This is a genomic window from Pseudoalteromonas sp. Z1A6, from assembly GCF_011378745.1.
GTDB classification, from domain to species: Bacteria; Pseudomonadota; Gammaproteobacteria; order Enterobacterales; family Alteromonadaceae; genus Pseudoalteromonas; species Pseudoalteromonas arctica.
Window position 1 is genome coordinate 1 of the sequence record NZ_WTKW01000716.1, and the last position, 544, is coordinate 544.

The following is a 544-nucleotide window of genomic DNA, read 5'->3' on the forward strand; positions in this document are numbered from 1 at the left end:
AAATAAAAAAGCGCAACGTGTTAAACGTTGCGCTTATTCATTCAATAAACGTTATTATTTTTATTAACGACCATCTTCAAACGAAGCCGTTGCAGAAACTTTGCTCCAAGTACCATCTGTATATAATACCGTTGCTTCTGCTTTATTACTTTTAAATGATTTTATCGAGAATGAGCATGATGTACCCGATACGCCACAAGACGACGCAGCATTTGACCAAACAACACTATCAATGTCAGAGCCATTACCTACCACTCTGAATACTGCTGTAGCTGTTCTTTTACCATAAATCACAGCAAAACAATGATTAGGAGTAAATTGGTCATATGCTTGAGTATCTACGTAACATTCCATTTGGTCTGCACTCGCTTGTGCAGAAAAAATAGATGCCAAAATAATACCTGTAGTAATTAATATAGTTTTCATTTTTATCCTTAATAATTGAACCTAAATAGGTACAAAAAAGATAGAACAACAACGCCCACCTGTACAATTAATTTACAAAAAAAACCTAAAAAGCATACAAAAGGATTGTTTTGATTAA

Annotated in this window: 1 protein-coding gene; it reads right to left on the bottom strand. The window is 33.6% G+C overall.

Annotated elements, in window-relative coordinates; all coding sequences use genetic code 11:
* Positions 1–63: 63 nt before the first annotated feature.
* A complete protein-coding gene (locus tag GQR46_RS20465) occupies positions 64–426 on the bottom strand; it encodes a hypothetical protein (RefSeq protein WP_165729361.1) in 363 nt (120 codons plus the stop codon).
* Positions 427–544 lie beyond the last annotated feature (118 nt).

What these genes read in the sequence shown, in the direction of transcription:
- GQR46_RS20465 (WP_165729361.1), bottom strand. Translation starts at nt 426, where the DNA reads ATGAAAACTATATTAATTACTACAGGTATTATTTTGGCATCTATTTTT.